Origin of the sequence: Bradyrhizobium neotropicale (assembly GCF_001641695.1) — a bacterium.
In the GTDB taxonomy this organism is placed as follows: Bacteria; Pseudomonadota; Alphaproteobacteria; order Rhizobiales; family Xanthobacteraceae; genus Bradyrhizobium; species Bradyrhizobium neotropicale.
In genome coordinates, this window is record NZ_LSEF01000063.1 from 14,801 (window position 1) to 32,365 (window position 17,565).

The 17,565-nt window shown below is 64.4% G+C and carries 18 protein-coding genes; 10 read left to right on the forward strand and 8 right to left on the reverse strand.

Going from position 1 to position 17,565, the window contains the following annotated elements:
• Positions 1 to 54: 54 nt before the first annotated feature.
• The 7 genes from AXW67_RS21440 to AXW67_RS21470 form a co-directional block, all read right to left on the reverse strand.
• Positions 55 to 768, reverse strand: a complete 714-nt coding sequence (locus AXW67_RS21440; RefSeq protein ID WP_063679439.1) for an ABC transporter ATP-binding protein — start codon at positions 766 to 768, stop codon at positions 55 to 57.
• Positions 761 to 1,528, reverse strand: a complete 768-nt coding sequence (locus AXW67_RS21445) for an ABC transporter ATP-binding protein (RefSeq protein WP_063679440.1) — start codon at positions 1,526 to 1,528, stop codon at positions 761 to 763. The genes AXW67_RS21440 and AXW67_RS21445 overlap by 8 nt, the downstream gene beginning before the upstream one ends.
• Positions 1,521 to 2,465 (reverse strand): branched-chain amino acid ABC transporter permease, encoded by a 945-nt coding sequence (locus AXW67_RS21450; protein ID WP_063679441.1) that lies wholly within the window; start codon positions 2,463 to 2,465, stop codon positions 1,521 to 1,523. Before AXW67_RS21450 ends, AXW67_RS21445 begins: the two co-directional genes overlap by 8 nt.
• Positions 2,462 to 3,379, reverse strand: coding sequence for a branched-chain amino acid ABC transporter permease (locus AXW67_RS21455; RefSeq protein ID WP_063679578.1), 918 nt, complete (start codon positions 3,377 to 3,379; stop codon positions 2,462 to 2,464). Before AXW67_RS21455 ends, AXW67_RS21450 begins: the two co-directional genes overlap by 4 nt.
• A gap of 572 nt (positions 3,380 to 3,951) precedes the next feature.
• Entirely contained in the window at positions 3,952 to 4,170 is a 219-nt protein-coding gene (locus tag AXW67_RS21460) for a hypothetical protein (protein WP_027549796.1), read from the reverse strand.
• A 1-nt stretch (position 4,171) separates the two neighbouring features.
• Positions 4,172 to 4,831, reverse strand: coding sequence for an acyl-homoserine-lactone synthase (locus tag AXW67_RS21465; protein WP_063679579.1), 660 nt, complete (start codon positions 4,829 to 4,831; stop codon positions 4,172 to 4,174).
• 86 nt (positions 4,832 to 4,917) lie between these two features.
• A complete protein-coding gene (locus tag AXW67_RS21470; RefSeq protein ID WP_063679442.1) occupies positions 4,918 to 5,646 on the reverse strand; it encodes a helix-turn-helix transcriptional regulator in 729 nt (242 codons plus the stop codon).
• A 167-nt stretch (positions 5,647 to 5,813) separates the two neighbouring features.
• On the opposite strand from AXW67_RS21470, the gene AXW67_RS42050 reads away from it, so the two are divergent.
• The 10 genes from AXW67_RS42050 (at position 5,814) to AXW67_RS21515 (ending at position 15,822) form a co-directional block, all read left to right on the forward strand.
• Positions 5,814 to 5,990 (forward strand): hypothetical protein, encoded by a 177-nt coding sequence (locus AXW67_RS42050; RefSeq protein ID WP_145927762.1) that lies wholly within the window; start codon positions 5,814 to 5,816, stop codon positions 5,988 to 5,990.
• Positions 5,991 to 6,245: 255 nt separating this feature from the next.
• On the forward strand, positions 6,246 to 7,184 hold the full coding sequence (locus AXW67_RS21475; RefSeq protein WP_027549799.1) for a LysR family transcriptional regulator: 939 nt from the start codon (positions 6,246 to 6,248) through the stop codon (positions 7,182 to 7,184).
• A gap of 132 nt (positions 7,185 to 7,316) precedes the next feature.
• Positions 7,317 to 8,195, forward strand: a complete 879-nt coding sequence (locus tag AXW67_RS21480; protein ID WP_063679443.1) for a shikimate dehydrogenase — start codon at positions 7,317 to 7,319, stop codon at positions 8,193 to 8,195.
• 54 nt (positions 8,196 to 8,249) lie between these two features.
• Complete coding sequence (locus AXW67_RS21485) at positions 8,250 to 9,380, forward strand: ABC transporter substrate-binding protein (RefSeq protein WP_063679444.1); 1,131 nt, start codon at positions 8,250 to 8,252, stop codon at positions 9,378 to 9,380.
• A 162-nt stretch (positions 9,381 to 9,542) separates the two neighbouring features.
• Positions 9,543 to 10,418: a branched-chain amino acid ABC transporter permease gene (locus AXW67_RS21490; protein ID WP_063679445.1), complete on the forward strand. Its 876-nt coding sequence runs from the start codon at positions 9,543 to 9,545 to the stop codon at positions 10,416 to 10,418.
• The gene (locus AXW67_RS21495; RefSeq protein WP_063679446.1) at positions 10,415 to 11,413 is read left to right on the forward strand and encodes a branched-chain amino acid ABC transporter permease; all 999 of its coding nucleotides are present in this window, start codon (positions 10,415 to 10,417) and stop codon (positions 11,411 to 11,413) included. The genes AXW67_RS21490 and AXW67_RS21495 overlap by 4 nt, the downstream gene beginning before the upstream one ends.
• Positions 11,410 to 12,153: an ABC transporter ATP-binding protein gene (locus AXW67_RS21500; RefSeq protein ID WP_063679447.1), complete on the forward strand. Its 744-nt coding sequence runs from the start codon at positions 11,410 to 11,412 to the stop codon at positions 12,151 to 12,153. Before AXW67_RS21495 ends, AXW67_RS21500 begins: the two co-directional genes overlap by 4 nt.
• Before the next feature lie 11 nt (positions 12,154 to 12,164).
• Complete coding sequence (locus tag AXW67_RS21505) at positions 12,165 to 12,899, forward strand: ABC transporter ATP-binding protein (protein WP_063679448.1); 735 nt, start codon at positions 12,165 to 12,167, stop codon at positions 12,897 to 12,899.
• Positions 12,896 to 13,954: a Gfo/Idh/MocA family protein gene (locus AXW67_RS21510; protein ID WP_063679449.1), complete on the forward strand. Its 1,059-nt coding sequence runs from the start codon at positions 12,896 to 12,898 to the stop codon at positions 13,952 to 13,954. Before AXW67_RS21505 ends, AXW67_RS21510 begins: the two co-directional genes overlap by 4 nt.
• The gene (locus tag AXW67_RS21515) at positions 13,951 to 15,822 is read left to right on the forward strand and encodes a bifunctional sugar phosphate isomerase/epimerase/4-hydroxyphenylpyruvate dioxygenase family protein (RefSeq protein ID WP_063679450.1); all 1,872 of its coding nucleotides are present in this window, start codon (positions 13,951 to 13,953) and stop codon (positions 15,820 to 15,822) included. The genes AXW67_RS21510 and AXW67_RS21515 overlap by 4 nt, the downstream gene beginning before the upstream one ends.
• Before the next feature lie 310 nt (positions 15,823 to 16,132).
• Here the strand turns inward: AXW67_RS21515 and AXW67_RS21520 are convergent, their stop codons facing one another.
• On the reverse strand, positions 16,133 to 17,305 hold the full coding sequence (locus AXW67_RS21520; RefSeq protein WP_063679451.1) for an ABC transporter substrate-binding protein: 1,173 nt from the start codon (positions 17,303 to 17,305) through the stop codon (positions 16,133 to 16,135).
• Positions 17,306 to 17,565 lie beyond the last annotated feature (260 nt).

Consider the following 17,565-nt stretch of genomic DNA (forward strand, 5'->3'; position numbering starts at 1 on the left):
AGCGTCTTCCACGACCGACGCACGCGTGCCGCCCCTCCAGCCGTCAATCGAAATTCAAATCCCGAGATACCGGTGTTGCAGATCCGGTTCGGCCATCAGCTCGTCCGATGTGCCGCTCCACACCGTCTTGCCGCGCTCGATGATGTAGTGGCGGTCGCAGATGCGGGCGAGGTGGTCGACGTTCTTGTCGACCACAAGGATCGACTGCCCGCGCTTCTTCAGCATCGACAGGCAGTTCCATATCTCCTCGCGGATCAGCGGCGCCAGGCCCTCGGTCGCCTCGTCCAGGATCAGGAGCTTCGGGTTGGTCATCAGCGCACGGCCGATCGCGAGCATCTGCTGCTCGCCGCCGGAAAGCTGGTTGCCCATGTTGGAGGCGCGCTCGGCGAGCCGCGGAAACAGCGAGTAGATCGCGGCGAGCGTCCAGGGATTGTCGCTGCCGAAGCGATCGGCGGCGGCCGCGACGAGATTTTCGCGCACGTTAAGGTTCGGAAAGATCTGGCGTCCCTCGGGCACCAGTCCGACGCCGAGCTTTGCGATCCTGTAGGACGGGAGCTGCCGCACCTCCGCACCGGCAAAACGGATCGCCCCCGCGCGCGCCGGCGTCAGGCCCATGATGGAGCGGATGGTCGTGGTCTTGCCCATGCCGTTGCGGCCCATCAGCGAGACCATCTCGCCGGGCTTGATAGACAGGGACAGGCCGAACAGCACCTGGGAGAGGCCGTAGCAGGTCTCGATGCCGTCGACGTCGAGCAGCGTGTCAGCCATGGTGCGTCACCACATGCTGGTCGCCGAGATAGGCGCGCTTGACTTCGTCGTTCTGGCGGATCGCGGCCGGATCACCCGAGGCGATGACGCGGCCATAGACCAGCACCGAGATGCGGTCGGCGAGCGCGAACACCGCCGGCATGTCGTGCTCGACCAGCACGATCGAGACTTCCTTGCGCAGCTCCTGCAGCAGTTTCACCATGCGCTGGGATTCGGTGACGCCCAGGCCCGCCATCGGCTCGTCCAGCAGCAGCAGTTTCGGCTTGCTCGCGAGCGCGACCGCGAGCTCGAGCTCGCGCCGCTCGCCATGGCTGAGCCGGGATACCACGACATCGGCGCGATGGGACAGGCCGACGCGGTCGAGCGCGGCGTGCGCGGCATCGCGCAGTCCTTTCTCCTTGCGCGCATTGGCGAAGAAGCGGAACGACGTGCCGGCATGCGCCTGCGCAGCGAGTGCGACATTGTCGGCGGCGGTGAAATCGAGCAGCAGCGAGGTGATCTGGAACGAGCGCGCAAGCCCCAGCGCACAGCGGCGATAGGCCGGCAGATAGGTGATGTCGCGGCCGCCGAGCGAGACGGTACCGGCATGCGGGGCAAGATGTCCGGTGAGCTGGCTGATCAGCGTGGTCTTGCCGGCACCGTTCGGGCCGATGATGGCGTGCAGCTCGCCGGCCGCGACGTCGAGCGAGACGTTATCCGTCGCCGTGATGCCGCCGAAGCGGCGCACCAGCTTTTCGACGCGAAGCAGCGGGTCAGCCACGATTGAGCCTCCCGAGCAGGCCCATGATGCCGCCGCGCCCGAACAGCACGATCAGCAGCAAGAGCGGGCCCATGATCAGAGCCCAGTATTCGGTGATCTGCGACAAAAATTCTTCCAGCAGCAGATACACCACCGCGCCCATGACCGGGCCGAACAGCGTGCCCATGCCGCCGAGGATGACCATCACCATGAGGTCGCCGGAGCGGGTCCAGTACATCACGGCGGGGCTGACGAAATCGGTGTTGTTGGCGAGCAGCGCGCCGGCGAGCCCGCACATGGTGCCGGCAATGACGAAGCAGACGAGCTGGTAGCGCTTGGCCGGGAAGCCGATCGCCTGCAGGCGCTGCTCGTTGGAGCGCAGGCCCTGCACCACGAGGCCGAAGCGCGAATTGACGACGCGCCAGATCAGGAAGATCACGCCGAGGAGGCCGGCGAGGCAGAGATAGTAGAACTGCACGCGGTCCGACAGGTTGATCAGGCCGGAGAAGTCGCTGCGCTTGTAGACCGTGAGGCCGTCGTCGCCGCCGTAGCGCGCGAGGCCCGAGGCGACGTAATAGGCCATCTGCGCGAAGGCGAGCGTGATCATGATGAAATAGACGCCGCGGGTGCGTAAGCTCAGCGCGCCGATCACGAGCGCAAACAGCGCGGAGGCCGCGAGCGCGACCGGAAACTGGACGAAGCCGGAGCCGACGCCTTCCTGCGCCAGAATGCCGACGGCATAGCCGCCGATGCCGAGATAGGCGGCGTGGCCAAAGCTCATCATGCCGCCATAGCCCATGATCAGGTTGAGGCTCGCGGCGGCCAACGCCAGGATGACGATGCGGGTGAACAGTGTCAGGATGAAGATGTTGCCGGACAGCGACGAATACAGAGGCAGCAGCACGAGGCCCGCCAGCATCAGGGCCGTGACGGCCTTGCTCACGTTCAAACCCTTCATCGACGGCTGGCCGGAAACAGCCCCTCCGGCCGCACCACCAGCACGATCGCCATGAGGAGGTAGATCAGCATGGACGACAGCGCGGGCGCAGCGGTGGAGGCGGCAGCGCCGTTCAGCACCTGCCGCAATAGGTTGGGCAGGAAGGCGCGGCCAAGCGTGTCGATCATGCCGACGAAGATCGCGGCGAGGAAGGCGCCGCGGATCGAGCCGATGCCGCCGATCACGATGATGACGAAGGCGAGGATCAGGATGTTCTCGCCCATGCCGATCTGCACCGTGAGGATGGGCGCCTGCATCATGCCGGCAAGGCCTGCGAGCGCGGCGCCCAGGCCGAACACCAGCGTGTAGAGCAGCTTGATGTTGATGCCGAGCGCGCCGATCATCTCGCGGTTGGAGGCGCCGGCCCGGATCAGCATGCCGATGCGGGTGCGCATCACGCCGAGATAGAGCAGCAGCGCCACCAGCAGCGCCACCACGATGATCGCGAGCCGATAGGCCGGATAGTGGATGCCGGGCAGGATCGGCACTGGCACCGTGAGCCAGGCCGGCAGCGGCAGCGCGAGGCCCGCCGGGCCCCAGATCAGTCGCACGGCCTCGTTGAAGAACAGGATCAGGCCGAAGGTCGCCAGCACGTGGTCGAGATGGTCGCGTCCGTACAGATGCCGCAGTGCCGTAACTTCTAGCGCGATGCCGAGCAGCAGTGTCGCGCCGAGCGCCATCAGCGCGCCGAGGACGAAGCTGCCGGTCCACGCCGCGAAGGTCGCGGCGAAATAGGCGCCCATCATGTAGAGCGAGCCGTGTGCGAGGTTGACGAGATCCATGATCCCGAACACCAGCGTCAGGCCGGCGGCGAGCAGGAACAGCAGCAGGCCGAACTGCAATCCGTTCAAGAATTGTTCGACGACGAGCAGCATCAAAACTCTTTCAGGCGCACGCAGAGTCGCGCCGATGTTCGAACACGGTCGCCATCAGTGAAAGAGCTCCCCCCGCCTCTTCAAGGCAGAAAAATGGGTAATGGCAGTATCGTTCCGAGGCAAGAGCGATTCTGCGCCAGACATGCACTTTGTTGCAGCTCGATGCCCGCAGCCGAGCAGCCTCGCAAGAGAGTTGCCGCGCGAATGGGTCAAGCTGCCGCACCTACGGCTTCCACGGCGGAGCGATTGGTGGATGTTGAACGGTCAGGTTGCTGATGACGTCCGGCTGCAACTCATTGCGCGCAGGTGGGACGACGGGATGCGCGTGATCACCTCGGTGGCAGGTAGGCTCCTAGCGGCCCATCCTTCGAGACGCCCGCTTTTGGCGGGCTCCTCAGGATGAGGTCTTATTTCGCGGCGAAATCCTAGACCCTCATGATGAGGAGCGCCGCCTTACGGCGCGTCTCGAACCATGAAGGCCGAGCGCGTTCGCGCCGCAAGAGCATATGCGTTAGCCCTGCCCTTGCGGGGGAGGTTGAAAGCGTGTCCTTCGGGAAAGGAAGAGGATGCGTCTAATGCGACGTCATCTGGTGCGAAAAGTCGTCCGGTTCGGCCATGACGGTGTCCACAGTGGAAGCTTCCAGCGCCGCCATCCGGAACAGATAGGCGAGCGTCGCCAATCCGGAGTCCTCTGCCATCTGCGCGAGCTCGAGCGCCATGTCGGACATGTAGCCGAGATTCTCGTCCTTCGTCTGTGCCATGATCTGGATGTCCCGCATGATATTCGACATCTCAGGCGGTCTTTCGTTGCGCTGCGGCAAGGCCGCAGCTGTTGGCACGGGCGATGGCATCGATGCGTGGACCGTCCTGCTGGATGACCTGCGTCATCCCGATGCGCTCCCGCACGACATCGAGCGACTGCTGGCGAACCTCGATCGTTGCCGCCATGGTCCACGAGTTCTCGATCAGGGCCGGCAATCCGAGCGGCGTCACGACGAACCCGATGTCGTGGAAGCGCGGCAACCACCAGGTCTCCATGACCAGGCAGAGTCGCTCGATGCCCTGTTCGAGACAGAACTCCTGCGCCGCGGCCATCAGTTGCAGGTTGAACGCGCCGTCGCGACGATCGCGCGTGACGAAGAAGCGCGACCACTCCCACACCAGCGGATCGGCGGGGCAGCCGCGCACCGCGGCGAGATGCGGAAAGACCTCGCTCATCATCGTCGGCTTGGTGGTGGGATAGAGCCGAGAGCCGCCGAGCACGCGGCGGTCCTCCAGGGCGAGCAAATAGATCGCGTCCTCATTGTCATAGGCGTCGATCTCGCGGCCGTCGGGCCTGCGCAGCGCTTCCCACTTGCGCTCCTCGACGAAGATCTCGTGCCTCACCTGGAAATGCCGCTCGATCACCTCTTCATAGAGGTGTCGATTGTCGGCAGAAATCACATGAATCATGAAGTCCCCCATAGCTCGAAATGGGGGAAGCCTCGGAAAAAAAGCCCGGCACGACTATTGGGAAATTTCCCAGTAGGCGCAGAGGCTCATGGATTGATGATTCTGTGGCGGATCGCGATCGCAACCGCATGCGTCCGGTTGACCGCGCCGAGCTTGCGCGCGGCGGTTGCAAGGTGCTCTTCTGCGGTGCGCTGGGTAATGCTCAGGATCTCGCCGATCTCCCAAGCGGACTTGCCTTGCGCGGCCCAGGCGATCACCTCGCGCTCGCGCGGCGTGAGCCGCGTCGACGGATGCGGCACCGGATCGAGCAGACGCCGAATGTGGTCGTAGCCGTACATCGCCATCAGATGCAGCGCCGGCTTGCTGCGCGCATTGAGATCGAGGTTGACGCCACCGAGCGAGACGCCAGCCTCATAGCCCGTCAGGCCATGAATCGGCACGACGAAGCCGCGCGACATACGGAAATCGGCGGCCCGCCGCATCACCTCGACAGCTCCGGGCTCGAGTTCCGCATCATAGGGCGCCTCGGACCATTCGAACGGATTCACCGTCTGCCGGCATTTGCGGATGACCGGATCGACGCGGTCGAAGTTCCTCTCGGTATAGATCTTGAACCATTCCGCTGGCCAACGCTTGGCAAGCACCATCTGCGAGAAGCGCTGATCGGGATTCGGTAAACCCGTCACGATCATGTGCTCAAACCCGAAGCGGTTGAACGCTGTTTCAAGCGCATCCATGGCATCCGGGACCCTCCTGTAGGCTCCCAGACCTTCGATGAAGTCGAGCGCTTCCCGGCCATAGTCAACGGCGGACATCAGCGAGATTCCCGTCCCTTGCCGTTCGGTATAGCACGTCTTTGGGGGCTGCCTCAATTCGCTGCTCCCGTAGTTTCCCGGTGCGACACGCGCGCCGAAGATTTAATCTACTTGTGGAAGAATGGGCGTCAAGATACACCTCCGATCGTCCGAAGCGGGAAACCACGATGGAAGACGAGAACATCGCCCTCAACAGCGTGCTCGGCCTCGAACTCAACCGCGTGTTTTTCGCCGTCCGCGAAACGGCAAACAAGCAGAAGATCATCGAGTTCGCGCGCGAAGTGCTGGAAAGCGAGCGCGCAAAGCTGCCCGACAGCGCTTCCCCCGAGGGCCCGGCGAACTGAGCCGCGCTGTTGCTGCAACGTTGCCGATGAAACCCATCGCGCGACGCCGCCGCCTCTCCATTTGTACGCGCCGATTTTAGTCCAACAATCTGACCGCGTTGCTCCGCCGTTGCGAGCCGCGCCCTCGCTTACCCTCCCCTGGAGGGGGAGGGTGAAGCGCCGCGCGGCTCTCCATGTTGACAAGCATTTGCCGCTGGAAGTCCTCACATTGCTCGTGAGATGATCGCCGCGATCGCCTTTCGGGATGTCCGGGACATGATGACGCTGCGCCAGGTCGAAGTGATCCGTGCCGTGATGGTGACGGGCACCATCGGCGGCGCGGCGAAGCTGCTCAACGTGTCGGCACCCGGCATCAGCCGGCTGGTCAAATACACCGAGCGTTCGCTCGGCATCCGCTTCTTCCAGCGTCAGAACGGCCGCTACTTCCCGACGCCGGAGGCGGAGAACATTTTTGAGCAGATCAACGGCGTCTACAAAAAGGTCGACGATCTCTCCGAGATCATCTCCAAGATCGGACGCGGCGGCTTGTCGGAGCTGCGCATCGGCTCGGTGCCGAGCATCTCGCAGGTGATGGTGCCGCGCGCGATCGAGCGCGTCCGGCGCCGTTATCCGGATCTCGGCATCGACATCAACATCCTCAAGCTCGAGGAGGCCATCGACTACCTCCTGCTCGGCCGTGGCGAGTGCGTTGCGATGAGCTACCGGCTCGAGCATTCCGGCCTCGACTTCATGCCGCTCGCCTCGGGCGAGCTCTATTGCATTGTGCCGCCCGGTCACGAGCTCGCCGGGCGGAAGCAGGTCTCGGCGGCCGAGATCACCCGCTATCCGCTGATCGGCATCGATCCCAACGATCCCTATGGACGGATCATGGCCGAGATCTTCGCGCGCCACCGGCTCGACTACAACATCACCATCCGCGCGCGCTTCGGCACCACGGTCTGCGCGCTGGTGAAGGCGGGGCTCGGCATCGCCATCATCGACCAGTTCACGGTCGCCCATGGCGGCTACCCCGGAATCGAGCTGTTGAAGATCACCGAGCCGACGCGGTTCGACACCTACATCGCGGTAAAGCGCGGCGCGCCGCTGTCGCTCCACGTCGAATATTTCATCGAGGCGCTGCGCGCCGAGATGCGCGCTGTCGAGCCCTCCCGCAGCAATGGAAAAGGCGGCGCGGCGCGCGGCCGGCGAAAATAACACCATGTTAGGTTTGCCGGATAAATGAGTAATTGTGTTAGGCAAGGGAAAGTCTATCGTCACTCTTGGAATTGCGCGGATTTCCCCGCTAATGGCCGGGAAACAACGCCCCTCACGAGACGATAGTGGATCATGTCGAAGCGCGGACCCGCCACCAGCAAGAAGCTCCTCACCGGCCTGCTCGGCGCGCCGATCGCACACTCCGCTTCTCCCGCCATGCATGAGCGCGCCGCCGAGGCGCTCGGCTTGCGTGGCCATTACCAGCTCATCGAGATCGCCGGCGCGGATGCCGCACTGCTCAGCACGCTGCTCGAGGGCGTGCGCCGTCTCGGCTTCGCCGGCATCAACGTCACCTATCCCTACAAGGAGGCGGTGGTCCCGCTGCTCGACGAGCTGGCGCCGGGCGCCGCCGCCATGGGCGCGGTCAATACCGTCGTCGTCAGGGACGGTCGGCTGATCGGCCACAACACCGACACCACGGGCTTTGCCCGCGCAGTGGCGCCGCTGCTGGCGCCATCTGCCAACGCGGTTGCCGTCATTGGCGCCGGCGGCGTCGGCAAGGCGATCGCCTTCGCGCTGGCGAGCCTGGAGGTGGCCGACATCCGCATTTTCGACAGCGAGCCGGCGCGCGCCGGGAAACTCGCCTCGCTGCTTGCAGCGCGAAGCGGTGCCAGGGTCGCTAGAAGCGTCGAGGATGCGCTTGATGGCGCAACCGGCCTCGTCAACGGTACACCGGTCGGCATGCTGCCGAACCGGGGCATGCCGGTCCCGGCCACGCTGCTGCACGAGGGATTGTGGGTCGCCGACGCCGTCTATTCGCCGCTGATCACGCCGCTGCTGGCGGCAGCGCGCGCCAATGGCGCGCGCATCATGACCGGGCGGGAGCTCGCGATCTATCAGGCCGCCGATGCCTTCGAGCTGTTCACGGGCCTTGCCCCATCGACCGAAGTCATGGGAGAGGCTTTCGACGAGGTGATGGCGACACGAAGCTCAACCTATCACGCAGCGTAACCCAAGCGGCCGGACACAAGGCCGCTGACACCATCAAGCGAACTGGAGGAGACGATGAGATCGACCATTCTGGCAGGCGCCCTGCTTGCCTTTGCTGCCGCAACCGGCGCCCATGGCCAGGCGATCAAGCTCGCCGATGTCGCCGAACTCTCGGGCGGCGGCGCCACCGTCGGCACCAACTGGAAGAATGGCATCGACCTCGCGATCGAGGAGATCAACGCCAAGGGCGGCGTGCTCGGCCGCAAGTTAGAGGTCACCCACGCCGACTCGCAATCCAACCCTGGTGTCGCCCGTGCCCAAGTGCAGAAGGCGCTCGACGCCGAGCCCTACGTGCTGCTCGGACCCGGCTACTCCGGCTCCGTGAAGGTGACAGCGCCGCTCGCAGCCGAAGCCGGCATCGCGCAGATCATGGGCGGCGAGGCCGCCGAGCTGACGCAGGCCGGCAACAAGTTCCTGTTCCGCACCTCGTTCGGCCAGCAATCCTCGATGCCGAAGGTCGCAAGGTACATCCACGACGAGATGAAGGCGAAGACGGTCGCAGTGGTCTGGGTCAACAATGACTTTGGCCGCGGCGGGCGCGACGTCGTCGTCAAGGAGCTCGACCGCCTCGGCTCAAAGGTCGTCGCCGACCTCTCGACCGAAGCCGGCCAGGCCGACTTCGCCGCCGACGTCGGCAAGATCAAGGCCGCCAATCCCGACGCCGTCTTCGTCTATCTCAACGAGGAAGAGAGCGCGCGCATCCTCAAGGAGCTGAAGCGCCAGGGCGTGACCGCGCCGCTGATGGGCGAGACCACGCTGATCGGCCAGAAGGTGATCGAGCTCGCGGGCGACGCCGCCAACGGCGCGCGCGGCCATGTCGGCCTCACCACCGACGCGCCTGTCGAGCTGATCAAGGCGTTCCGCGACAAGTTCGCCAAGAAGTACAATTACGTGCCCGACCACAACGGCCTGAAGGGCTATCTCGCCGTCTACATGGTGAAAGCCACCACCGAGAAGATGGGCAAGGTCGATTCCAAGGGGTTCGCGGACACGCTGCACGGCTTGACGATCAAGGCCGCGGACGAGCCGGGCATCCTGATGGACGTCACCTTCGACCAGAACGGCGACATCGATCGCCAGAGCTTCCTGGTCGAGGTCGTGGAAGGCAAGCAGGTCGTAAAGCAGGTGCTGCCGAAGGTGAAGTGAGGTCTCCTCTCCCTCTCCCCGTTCTTACGGGGAGAGGCCTGCCTCTCTTCTCCCTCTCCCCGCGAAGAGCGGGGAGAGGGAGAAGAGAGAGCGGGGCGAGGTGAAGAGTACCCGGTACTCGCTTCGAACAAGTCATCAGGGCCGCGCGGCCCGGGAGAACCCATGTCCAATCTGTTCGATCTTCTGGTCGCGGGACTTGCCGCAGGCGCCATCTACGCACTGGTGGCGGTCGGCTTCACGCTATTATGGCAGACCTCGCAGACCATCAACTTCGCGCAAGGCGAGTTCGTGATGCTGCCGGCGTTCCTGATGCTGGCGGCGATGCATGTGGGAGCGCCATTCTGGCTCGCGATCATCCTCGGAATCCTGCTCTCGATGATCCTTCTCGGCCTCGCCTTCAAGATGCTGCTGGTCGACCCGATGATGCGTCACGGCGTGCTGCCGCTCGCGATTGCCACCATGGCACTGGCGATCGGCATCAAGGAGGCGGTGAAGCAGTTCTTCAGCGCCGAAGCCTCGCCCTTCCCTTCGATCGTGCCGACCGGCGACATCTCGGTGCTCGGTCACGCCGTCTCGCTGCAGAGCATCGGCGTGCTCGTCGTCGCCATTCTCGCGGTCTTCGGCCTGACCGCGCTTTTGAACCGCACCTCGCTCGGCCACCAGATGCAGGCGGCGGCGCAGAACCCGACGGTGGCGCGCATCATTGGCGTGCCCGTCGAGCGGATGATCCTCCTGACCTTCCTGATCAACGCCTTCCTGGTCGCGCTGGCCTCGCTGCTGATCACGCCGATCTATCTGGCAAAATTCTCTTCCGGTGAGGTGCTGGGCCAGGCCGCCTTCATCGCCGCGATCGTCGGCGGCTTCAACCAGGTGCGCGGCGCGATCGCCGGCGGCCTGTTGATCGGCGTGCTCGACAATCTCGCGGCAAGCTATGTCTCGACCCAATATCGCGCCGCCGTGCCGCTGATCTTCCTGATCGTCGTCATCCTGTTCCGGCCGCAAGGATTGCTCGGCCGCGCCGAGGAGCGCACGGTATGAGCGGATTTGCCAAACCCCTGAAGATCGCGCTCCTCCTCGCCGTCGTCGCTGGCCTGATCGTGGTCCCCATGAACTTCAACCGCTACGGCCTGTTCATCCTGAGCCAGTGGGCGGTGATGACCATCGCCGCGATGGGGCTCAACCTCACGCTCGGCTATGCCGGCCAGGTCTCGCTGGCGCAGGGCGCCTTCGTCGGCATTGGCGCCTATGCCGCCGCGATCATGACGACCCATGGCTGGCCGCTGCCGGCGGCGATCGTGGTGGCGATCGTGTCGAGCTTCGCGGTCGGCTGGGTGCTCGGCTATCCGGCGCTGCGCGTGCAGCACCATTACCTCGCCTTCGTCACGCTCGCCTTCTCCACCCTCGCCTTCCTGGTGTTCCGCAACGAGAGCTGGCTCACCGGTGGCATCTACGGCATCTCCAACATTCCGCGGCCACACATCTTTGGCCTCGCGACCAACAAGCCGCTGCCGTTCTACTATGTCTGCCTCGGTTCGCTCGCAATCGTGTCGGTCGCGGTGTGGTGGCTGATCCGCTCGCCCTGGGGCCGCGCCTTCATGGCGCTGCGCGAAAATCCGCTGCGCGCGCAGTCGCTCGGTGTCGATACGCGGCGCTACACGCTGATGGCCTTTGCGATCGGCTCGGCACTCGGCGGCGTCGCCGGCGCGCTCTATGCCCCGCTGACGCAATATATCGACCCCGTACCGTTCAACCTGTCGCTCTCGCTCGACCTGTTGATGATGGTGATCGTCGGCGGCGCCGGCTTCTACTTCGGCCCGTTCCTGGGGGCGATGATCGCGGTGCTGCTGCCGGAATGGCTGCGCTTCACCGAGGGCTACTATTTGATGCTTTATGCGATCGCGGTGATCCTGCTGCTGATCTGGTCGCCGACGGGCATTCTCGGAATCCTCGATCGCTACATGGCCGCGCGCCGCACCAAGGCAGCCTCCGCGCTGCGCGCCGTTGCCAAATCACGCCTGGAGACGGCGCAATGAGTGCGGTTCTCGAAGTCACCAACATCAAGAAAAATTTCGGCGGCATCAGCGCCGTCGACGGCGTCAGCTTCGACGTCCGCGAGGGCGAGATCCTCGGCCTGATCGGGCCGAACGGCTGCGGCAAGTCGACCCTGTTCAACTGCATCCTCGGCCAGCTCACCCCGAGCAGCGGCGAGGTCAAGCTCGACGGCAAGACGGTGACGGGCCTGCGCCCGTCCGAGCTCAACAAGCTCGGCGTCAGCCGCACCTTCCAGCTCCTGCAGGTGTTTCCAAAGCTCTCGGTGCGCGAGAACCTGATCCTTGCCGGGCAGGAGCACCAGGGCAACATGGCCTCGCGCCTGGTCGGCCGCTCCGACGCCGGATTGACGGGCGCCGCCGACCAGATGATCGGCTTCTTCAAGCTCGATCATCTCGCCGCCGAGCCGGCCGGCGGCCTTTCCTACGGCCAGCAGAAGCTGCTCGACGCCGCCATGGCCTTCATGGGCGGACCGCGCCTGGTGCTGCTCGACGAGCCCGCCGGCGGCGTCAACCCGTCGATGCTGGCCGACCTGAAGGATCGCCTCGTCGCAATCAACCGCGAGAAGAACGCCACCTTCGTCGTGATCGAGCACAACATGGAATTCGTGATGTCGCTGTGCTCGCGCGTGATGGTGATGGCGGAAGGCAAGGTGCTGGCGATGGGACGGCCGGACGAAGTCCGGAAAAACCCCGCCGTGATCGAAGCCTATCTGGGACATTGAGGGAGCGAGCCATGAGCGATCCGATCCTCTCGGTTCACAATCTCGTCGGCGGCTATGGCAAGATGACCATCCTGAACGGCACGACCTTCGCCGTGCCGCAGGCGACCATCACCACCATCATCGGTCCCAACGGCGCCGGCAAGTCGACGGTGTTCAAGGCGATCTTCGGCCTGTTGAAGCTGCGCGAGGGCAAGATCAGCTTTGCGAACCGCGACGTCACGAACTTGAGCCAGCGCGCGCTGCTCAACGCCGGCATCTGCTACGTGCCGCAGGGCCGCAACATCTTCCCCGAGCTGTCGGTCCGCCACAATATCGAGCTCGGCGGCGTCGCGGCGAAGGGCATCGACTTACCGAGCCGGATCGAGGCCGCGCTCGACCTGTTTCCGGCGCTACGGCGTAAATCCACGCAGCAGGCCTCGACGCTGTCGGGCGGCGAGCAGAAGCAGCTCGAGATCGCGCGCTCGCTCCTGCTTGAGCCGAAGCTCGTGCTGATCGACGAGCCCTCGATCGGCCTGTCGCCGCTGATGGTGCAGCAGACCTTCGATATCCTCAAATCCCTGCGCGACCGCGGCGTCACCATCCTGATGATCGAGCAGAACGCGCGCTCGGCGCTGGAGATCTCCGATTTCGGCATCGTGCTCGAGCTTGGCCAGACCCGCATGGTCGGCGGCGCGAAGCGCATCCTGAACGACCCGCGCATCGGGCAACTTTTCCTCGGCGGCGCCATGGAGGAGAGTGCGGCATGAGCGCGCAAATGCGCATCGCCGTTGCCGGCGCCGGCCTGATCGGCCGGCGTCATGTCGAATTGATCGAGGCATCAAGGGATTGCGTGCTTGCCGGCATTGCCGATCCCTCGCCTGCGGCAAAAGACTTTGCGCAGGCGCGCAATGTAAATTGGTACGCGGACCATCGCGCGCTGCTGGAGCAGGAGAAGCCTGACGGCCTCATCATCGCTTCGCCGAACACACTGCATCTGCCGATGGCGCTCGATTGCGCAGCGGCAGGCGTGCCGGCGCTGATCGAAAAGCCGGTGACCGATACGGTTGCCGCCGCGCAGCGCCTGTGCGCTGCCGTCAAGCGAACCGGCGCGCCAATGCTGGTCGGCCATCACCGCAGGCACAATCCGATCATCAAGGCTGCACGTGAGGCAGTCGCGACCGGAAAGCTCGGCCGGCTGACTGCCGTGGCCGGGCTGTGGCTCCTGAAGAAGCCCGACGATTATTTCGAGGTGGCCTGGCGGCGCGAAGCGGGCGGCGGGCCACTCCTCATCAACCTCATCCATGACATCGACAACCTCCGCTTCATCTGCGGCGAGATCGCCGAGGTGCAGGCGCTGACCTCGAACATGGTCCGCGGCTTTCCAGTCGAAGACACCGCGGCACTGTTGTTGCGCTTCGCCAGCGGCGCGCTGGGAACGGTGACCGTATCGGACGCGACACCGGCGCCATGGAGCTGGGAGCTGAGCTCGGGCGAGAACGCGGCGTATCCGAAGCAGGATCAGCCCTGTTACGTCTTCGCCGCGACGAACGGCTCGCTGTCGGTGCCGACCATGGAGCTGTGGTCCTATCCGAAGAATCCCGGCTGGCACGCGCCGCTGCTTCGCGAGGCCGTCGCACTCTCCAGGTACGATCCGCTCGCCGAGCAGCTCCGGCATTTCCTGTCCGTCATCGCAGGCCGCGAACAGCCGCTGATTTCCGTTGAGGATGCGATGGGAACGCTGGCCGTCGTCGAAGCCGTCAGTGAAGCCGCCCGCACAGGGCTCATCATATCGCCGGGCCGGATCATGGAGCAGGCAGCATGAACAAGCGCTCGATCGCGACCGTCTCCCTCTCCGGCGCTCTAGATGAAAAGCTCCGCGCCATCGCGGCGGCCGGCTTCGACGCGGTCGAGATTTTCGAGAACGATCTCTTGTCCTTCGGCGCAGGCCCCCGCGACATCGCAAAGCTCTGCCGCGATCTCAATCTCGCGATCTGCGCGTTCCAGCCGTTCCGCGATTTCGAAGGCATGCCGGAGCCGCAACGCGCCCGCAATTTCGCCCGCGCCGAGCGCAAGTTCGACCTGATGCAGGAGCTCGGGACCGACCTGCTTCTGATCTGCTCCAACGTCTCCCCAAGCTCGCTCGGCGGCATCGATCGCGCCGCGGACGATTTTCGTGAGCTCGGCGCGCGCGCGGTCGAGCGTGGCTTGCGCGTCGGCTACGAGGCGCTGGCCTGGGGGCGCCATGTCAACGACTACCGCGACGCCTGGGAGATCGTGCGGCGCGCCGATCATCCCGCGATCGGGGTCATCCTCGACAGCTTTCACGCCTTGGCGCCGGGCTTTCCGACCCGCGCGATGGCGTCGATCCCCGGTGACAAGATCTTTCTGGTGCAGCTTGCGGACGCGCCGAGGCTCGAGCTCGACATCCTGTCGTGGAGCCGGCATTTCCGCTCCTTCCCCGGCCAGGGCGATTTGCCGGTCGGCGAGTTCATGGAGGCGATCGCGGCGACCGGCTATGCCGGGCCGCTGTCGCTGGAGATTTTCAACGACCAGTTCCGCGCCGGCTCGGCCGCGCAGACCGCGATCGACGGCCTGCGCTCACTCATTCTGTTGGAAGACCAGCTTGCACCGGATTGGCCGAAGCTGATCGGCGAGCCGCTCGCGCCGAAGGCCAAAAGCCGCGGCACCGGCTTCGTCGAGTTTGCTGTCAACGAGACCAAGGCGGACGATCTCGCCCGCCTGTTCGCGCAGCTCGGCTTCCGCAAGACTGGCAGGCACCACAGCAAGGCGGTGGAGCGCTGGTCGCAAGGCAAGGTCGAGCTGGTGATCAATTGCGAGACCGACGGCTTCGCGCATTCGCACTACGTCACGCACGGCCCCGGCGTCTGCGCCATTGCGCTCGATGTCGACAATGCCGGCCTCGCCATGCAGCGAGCCGAGACGCTGAAGGCGCGCACCTTCTATCAGCCGGTCGGGCCGGGCGAGCTGGAGATCCCCGCGATCCATGGTGTCGGCGGCAGCCTTTTGTATTTCCTCGATCAAGCCGGCAAGAACTGGGACACGGATTTCGAGACGATTGCGGGCAACGCAAATGCGGACGCGTTGCTCGCCGTCGACCACATCGCGCAGTCGATGCCCTATGACGAGATGCTGTCGTGGCTGTTGTTCTACACCGGCATTCTCGATCTGACGCGGCTGCCGCAGATGGAGATCGCCGATCCCAGGGGGCTCGTGCAGAGCCAGGCCGTCATCAATGGCGACCGGAGCCTGCGCTTTGTGCTCAACGGCTCATCCGCCAACCGCACGCTGCCGGCGCGGTTCATCTCGGAATTCTTCGGCTCGGGCGTGCAGCACGTCGCGTTCTCGTGCGAGGACATCTTTGCGACGGTTGCCGCGATGCGCGCACGCGGCGCCGACTTCCTCGATATTCCAGACAACTACTACGACGACATTGAAGCCAAATACGACCTTGCACCGGAGGTCATGGCGAAGCTTCACGCCAATCATATCCTCTATGACCGCGAGGGCGACGGCGAGTTCTTCCAGGTCTACACCCACATTTTCGACGAGCGCTTCTTCTTCGAGATCGTCGAGCGAAGGAGCTATCGGGGATTTGGCGCAGCCAACGCGGGGATCCGTCTCGCCGCGCAAGCGCGCGAAGTGCGGCCCGCCAGCGTGCCACGGGTGTAGGTGCCTCTTCGCCTCTCCCCGCCTGCGGGGAGAGGCCGGATTGCATCGAAGATGCAATCCGGGTGAGGGGGACTCTCCGCGAGTCTCATGAGCGCGATTGCGAACGCACAATCCGCGCCGTCATTGCGAGGAGCAAAGCGACGAAGCAATCCAGAATCTCTCCGCGGAAAGATTCTGGATTGCTTCGCTTCGCTCGCAATGACGGAGAGGTGGAATTTTCGCGAACCTAACACCGAGCGTGCTCGCGGAAGCAGCCCCTCACCCCGCCCCTCTCCCCGTAGGAACGGGGAGAGGGAGAGGAGACCTCAGCTCACTTCATCGGGCACTTGTCGTGGAAGCGATCCTGGTCGTTCTCGACGATGGTGGCGATTGTCTTCAGCGAGAGCTGGCCTTCGGCGTCCTTGACCACGTCCTGCAGATAGAAGCTCTGCACCGGGATGTGGTTGCTGCCGAACTTGAAGGCGCCGCGCAGCGACTTGAAGTTGGCCTTCTCCATCTCGGCCTTCATCGCATCCTTCTTGCCGGTGTCGCCCTTCACCGCGACCACCGCGCTGTTGATGAGCTGGGCGGCGTCATAGGCCTGGGCGCCGTAATAGGTCGGGCGCAGACCGGTGTATTTCTTGCGATAGTCGGCGACGAAGCGCTTGTTCTGCTCGTTGGGCAGGTCGTTGACCCATTCCTGCGCCCCGGGAACCCCGAGCGCATTCTCCTTCTGCAGCGGCAGCGAGAGCTCGTCGACGGTGAAGGCGGTGTAGAGCGGCATCGTGCTCTTCAGGCCGGCCTGCGCATATTGATTGAGGAACTGCACGCCGGCCGCGCCCGGATAGAATACGAAGATCGATTCGGCGCCGGAGGCGCGCGCCTTGGAGAGCTCGGCGGAGAAATCGAGCTGGCTCGGCCAGACCGTGTATTCCTCGCCCTTGATCTCGCCCTTGAAGGTGCTCTTCACGCCCGCGAGCATGTCCTTGCCGGCGGCGTAGTTCGGCCCGATCAGGAAGACGCTCTTCACGCCCTTCTGGTTCATGTAGAGGCCCATCGCCTGCGGCGTCTGGTCGTTCTGCCAGGAGGTCGAGAATACGTAGGGCGAGCACAGCTCGCCGGCGAGCTGCGACGGACCGGCATTGGCCGAGATCATGAAGGTCTTCGAATCGACCGCGGTCTTCAGCGAGGCCAGCAGCACGTTGGACCAGATGTAGCCGACGATGAAATCGACCTTGTCGGACTGCACCAGCTTCTCGGTCTTCTGCTTGCCGACATCCGGCTTCTGCTGGTCATCCTCGTAGATCACCTCGACCGGCTTGCCGTCCATCTTGCGCCCGAGATGATCGAGCGCCAACTCGAACGAGTTGCGCATGTCGTTGCCGATCACGGCGGTCGGGCCGCTGAACGTCGAAACGAAGCCGATCTTGATGGTGTCGCCGGCGAATGCCGGGCTTGCCAGCGCGAGCGCAGCCGCACCCGCCAGCCAGAATGCCGTCCTCATAATCACTCCCCTCCTTGAATTATTGATCCCGGAAACGGAGTGATCGCCGCCCCGGGTCGTCTCTATTGAACGCAAAATCTGTCGGGCCGCCAATGGCTCAGCGCCCGCCCCTGCACCATATTTCGCCCCAATCGGGGATGGCAAGAAATATAATTCTACTCACTTTGGCGAAGCCTGCGGCGCTTTTTCGCGGATATCGATACATCCCGCCTATTCCCCAATTGATGACTGCTATTGGACCGCGGCGCCCGATCCGCTCT

Bases quoted from the DNA above. Each gene is read 5' to 3' on its own strand.
- AXW67_RS21440 (WP_063679439.1), bottom strand. From the start codon at position 768: ATGGCTGACACGCTGCTCGACGTCGACGGCATCGAGACCTGCTACGGC.
- AXW67_RS21450 (WP_063679441.1), bottom strand. From the start codon at position 2,465: ATGAAGGGTTTGAACGTGAGCAAGGCCGTCACGGCCCTGATGCTGGCG.
- AXW67_RS21455 (WP_063679578.1), bottom strand. From the start codon at position 3,379: ATGCTGCTCGTCGTCGAACAATTCTTGAACGGATTGCAGTTCGGCCTG.
- AXW67_RS21460 (WP_027549796.1), bottom strand. From the start codon at position 4,170: ATGTCGAATATCATGCGGGACATCCAGATCATGGCACAGACGAAGGAC.
- AXW67_RS21465 (WP_063679579.1), bottom strand. From the start codon at position 4,831: ATGATTCATGTGATTTCTGCCGACAATCGACACCTCTATGAAGAGGTG.
- AXW67_RS21470 (WP_063679442.1), bottom strand. From the start codon at position 5,646: ATGTCCGCCGTTGACTATGGCCGGGAAGCGCTCGACTTCATCGAAGGT.
- AXW67_RS42050 (WP_145927762.1), top strand. From the start codon at position 5,814: ATGGAAGACGAGAACATCGCCCTCAACAGCGTGCTCGGCCTCGAACTC.
- AXW67_RS21475 (WP_027549799.1), top strand. From the start codon at position 6,246: ATGATGACGCTGCGCCAGGTCGAAGTGATCCGTGCCGTGATGGTGACG.
- AXW67_RS21480 (WP_063679443.1), top strand. From the start codon at position 7,317: ATGTCGAAGCGCGGACCCGCCACCAGCAAGAAGCTCCTCACCGGCCTG.
- AXW67_RS21485 (WP_063679444.1), top strand. From the start codon at position 8,250: ATGAGATCGACCATTCTGGCAGGCGCCCTGCTTGCCTTTGCTGCCGCA.
- AXW67_RS21490 (WP_063679445.1), top strand. From the start codon at position 9,543: ATGTCCAATCTGTTCGATCTTCTGGTCGCGGGACTTGCCGCAGGCGCC.
- AXW67_RS21495 (WP_063679446.1), top strand. From the start codon at position 10,415: ATGAGCGGATTTGCCAAACCCCTGAAGATCGCGCTCCTCCTCGCCGTC.
- AXW67_RS21500 (WP_063679447.1), top strand. From the start codon at position 11,410: ATGAGTGCGGTTCTCGAAGTCACCAACATCAAGAAAAATTTCGGCGGC.
- AXW67_RS21505 (WP_063679448.1), top strand. From the start codon at position 12,165: ATGAGCGATCCGATCCTCTCGGTTCACAATCTCGTCGGCGGCTATGGC.
- AXW67_RS21510 (WP_063679449.1), top strand. From the start codon at position 12,896: ATGAGCGCGCAAATGCGCATCGCCGTTGCCGGCGCCGGCCTGATCGGC.
- AXW67_RS21515 (WP_063679450.1), top strand. From the start codon at position 13,951: ATGAACAAGCGCTCGATCGCGACCGTCTCCCTCTCCGGCGCTCTAGAT.
- AXW67_RS21520 (WP_063679451.1), bottom strand. From the start codon at position 17,305: ATGAGGACGGCATTCTGGCTGGCGGGTGCGGCTGCGCTCGCGCTGGCA.